1 protein-coding gene and 1 pseudogene are annotated in these 3,365 nt (G+C 72.4%); both read left to right on the forward strand.

Annotation, left to right across the window (positions count from 1 at the left end):
• The coding region (locus tag AC6CH9_RS20740; protein WP_498156589.1) for a molybdopterin-dependent oxidoreductase at positions 1-3,073 on the forward strand (3,073 nt) is incomplete at its 5' end.
• Between the two features lie 85 nt (positions 3,074-3,158).
• A pseudogene (narY, locus tag AC6CH9_RS20745) lies at positions 3,159-3,365 on the forward strand (nitrate reductase subunit beta); the annotation flags it as partial.

Consider the following 3,365-nt stretch of genomic DNA (forward strand, 5'->3'; position numbering starts at 1 on the left):
GGACAACACCAAGTTCGCCGACGAGTGGCTCGCGCCGCACCCCGGCACCGACGGCGCCCTCGCCCAGGCCATGGGCCACGTCATCCTCACCGAGCACTACGCGCAGCGCCGCACCCCGCAGTTCGCGGAGTACGCGGCGCGGTTCACCGACCTCCCGAACCTCGTGGTCCTCGACGAGCACGGCGACGGCTCGGGGTCGGGCGCGGCGTACGTGCCCGGGAAGTTCCTGACCGCGGCGGACCTGCCCGACGGCGTCGGTCGCCCCGGCGACGACGACGCCGCCTCCTCGAACGCCCGCTTCAAGACGGTCGTGCTCGACGCCGACGGCACCCCGCGCGTCCCGAACGGCAGCCTCGGCCACCGCTACGGCGAGGCCGACGCGGGCCGGTGGAACCTCGATCTCGGCGACATCGACCCGCTGCTCTCCGTCGCCGACCCCCACGGCGTCTTCTGGGGCGCCCCGCAGGCCGCCCCCACCCGCGACACCGTCCCCGAGCGCCCGTCGTCCGACCCGGCCTCTACCTCGCCGAACCAAGGCTCTACCTCGGCGGACCGGGGCTCTACCTCGCGGTACCAGGGCTCTACCTCGGCAGATCTCACCTACGAGACGGTCGCCGTCGCGCTGCCGCGGTTCGACCTCGACCCGGCGCCGGGCGACGAGGCCGGCGCGCACCTGGGCGGCGCGGGCGTCGTCGTGCGCGGGGTCCCGGCCCGGCGGGTCGGCGGGCGGCTCGTCACGACGGTGCTGGACCTGCTGCTCGCGCAGTACGGCGTGAACCGCCCGGAGCTGGGGCTGCCCGGCGAGTGGCCCGCGGGCTACGACGACGACGCGTCGCCCGCGACGCCCGCGTGGCAGGAGCGCTTCACCGGGGTGCCCGCCGCGGCGGCCGAGCGGATCGGGCGCGAGTTCGCGCAGAACGCGCTGGACTCGGGCGGGCGCTCGATGATCATCATGGGCGCGGGCACCAACCACTGGTTCCACTCCGACACGATCTACCGCGCGATGCTCGCCCTGACGACGCTCACCGGCTGCCAGGGCGTGAACGGCGGCGGGTGGGCGCACTACGTGGGCCAGGAGAAGTGCCGCCCGGTGACCGGGTGGGCGCAGTACGCGGGCGGCCTGGACTGGTCGCGACCGCCGCGGCAGATGATCGGCACCGCGTTCTGGTACCTCGCGACGGACCAGTGGCGCTACGACGGCCTGCCCGCGGACGCGCTCGCGTCGCCGCTCGCGCAGGGCCAGTTCTCCGGACGCACGACGGCCGACACGCTCGTCGAGTCCGCGCAGCGCGGCTGGATGCCGAGCTACCCGACGTTCGACCGCAACCCGCTCGACCTCGTGGACGAGGCGCGCGCGGCGGGCAAGGAGCCCGCGCAGCACGTGGTCGACGAGCTCAAGGCCGGGAACCTGCGGTTCGCGTGCGAGGACCCGGACGCCCCGGCGAACTTCCCGCGCGTCGTGACGGTGTGGCGAGCGAACATCCTCGGGTCGTCCGGCAAGGGCAACGAGTATTTCCTCAAGCACCTGCTCGGCACGGACGCCGCGGTCAACGCGGCGGAGTCGAGCCCCGAGCGTCGGCCGCGGTCGATGACGTGGCGGGACGAGGCACCGCAGGGCAAGCTCGACCTGCTCGTCACGCTCGACTTCCGCATGACGTCCACGACGCTGTTCTCCGACGTCGTGCTGCCGGCGGCGACCTGGTACGAGAAGCACGACCTGTCGTCCACGGACATGCACCCGTTCGTGCACTCGTTCAACCCGGCGATCAACCCGCCGTGGCAGACGCGCACGGACTTCGACATCTTCCACACGCTCGCGGGGAAGGTGTCCGAGCTCGCGGTGACGCACCTCGGGGTCCGCGAGGACCTCGTCGCCGCGCCGCTCGCGCACGACACCCCGGACGAGATGGCCGTCCCGCACGGAGCGCTCCCCGACTCGGGGCTCCCCGTGACGGAGCGCGAGCTCGTGCCCGGCGTGACGATGCCGAAGCTCGTGGTCGTCGAGCGCGACTACCCGGCGTTCGCCGCGCGCATGGCCTCGCTCGGGCCGCTCACCGAGAAGGCGGGCATGGTGACCAAGGGCGTCCACTTCTCGCCCGCGCCCGAGGTCGCCGACCTCGGACGTCGCAACGGCCTCGTCCAGGACGGTCCGGCGGCCGGGCGCCCGCGCCTGGACCGGGACACGCACGCGTGCGAGATGATCCTCGCGCTGTCGGGGACGACGAACGGCCGGCTCGCGGTGCAGGGGTTCGAGCACGTCGAGCAGCGCACGGGCACCCGGCTCGCGGACCTCGCGCTGGACGAGCAGGGCAAGCGCGTGACGTTCCCGGACGTGCAGTCGCGCCCGACGCCGGTCATCACCTCTCCCGAGTGGTCCGGCTCCGAGCACGGGGGCCGCCGGTACTCGGCGTTCGTCGTCAACGTGGAGCGGCTCAAGCCCTGGCACACCCTGACCGGGCGCCAGCACCTCTACCTCGACCACGACTGGATGATCGAGCTCGGCGAGCACATGCCGATCTTCCGACCCCCGCTGGACATGCACCGCCTCTTCGGCGACTCGCCGGTGGTGGGCGACACGTCCCCGTCCGGCTATCCGGGCTCCGCGGGCCACGCGGAGGTCGCGGTGCGGTACCTGACGCCGCACAACAAGTGGTCGATCCACTCGGAGTACCAGGACAACCTCTTCATGCTGTCGTTGTCCCGTGGCGGTCCGAACGTCTGGATGTCGCCCGCCGACGCCGCCAAGATCGGCGTCGAGGACAACGAGTGGATCGAGGCGTACAACCGCAACGGTGTCGTGGTCGCGCGAGCGGTGGTGTCGCACCGCATGCCCGAGGGCACTGTCTACATGCACCACGCGACGGACCGCACGATCGACGTCCCGCTCGCCGAGACGTCGGGGCTGCGCGGCGGCATCCACAACTCGCTCACGCGCATCCTGCTCAAGCCGACGCACCTCGCGGGCGGGTACGCCCAGCTCTCCTACGCGTTCAACTACCTCGGCCCCACGGGGAACCAGCGCGACGAGATGACCGTCATCCGCCGACGCAGCCAGGAGGTGCGGTACTCGTGACGCTCGTGACACTCGTGACCCGGACCGGAACAGCGCGGGGCCCGGCGGCGGGCAGGCTGTCGTCGGCGTGGGAGGGGGTGGCGTCGTGCGGGTGATGGCGCAGATGTCGATGGTGATGAACCTGGACAAGTGCATCGGGTGCCACACGTGCTCGGTCACGTGCAAGCAGGCCTGGACCAACCGCACGGGCGTGGAGTACGTGTGGTTCAACAACGTCGAGACCCGCCCCGGGCTCGGGTACCCCCGCACCTACCAGGACCAGGACCGCTGGCAGGGCGGCTGGGTCCGCACG

The organism is Cellulosimicrobium sp. GQ32, assembly GCF_059758455.1.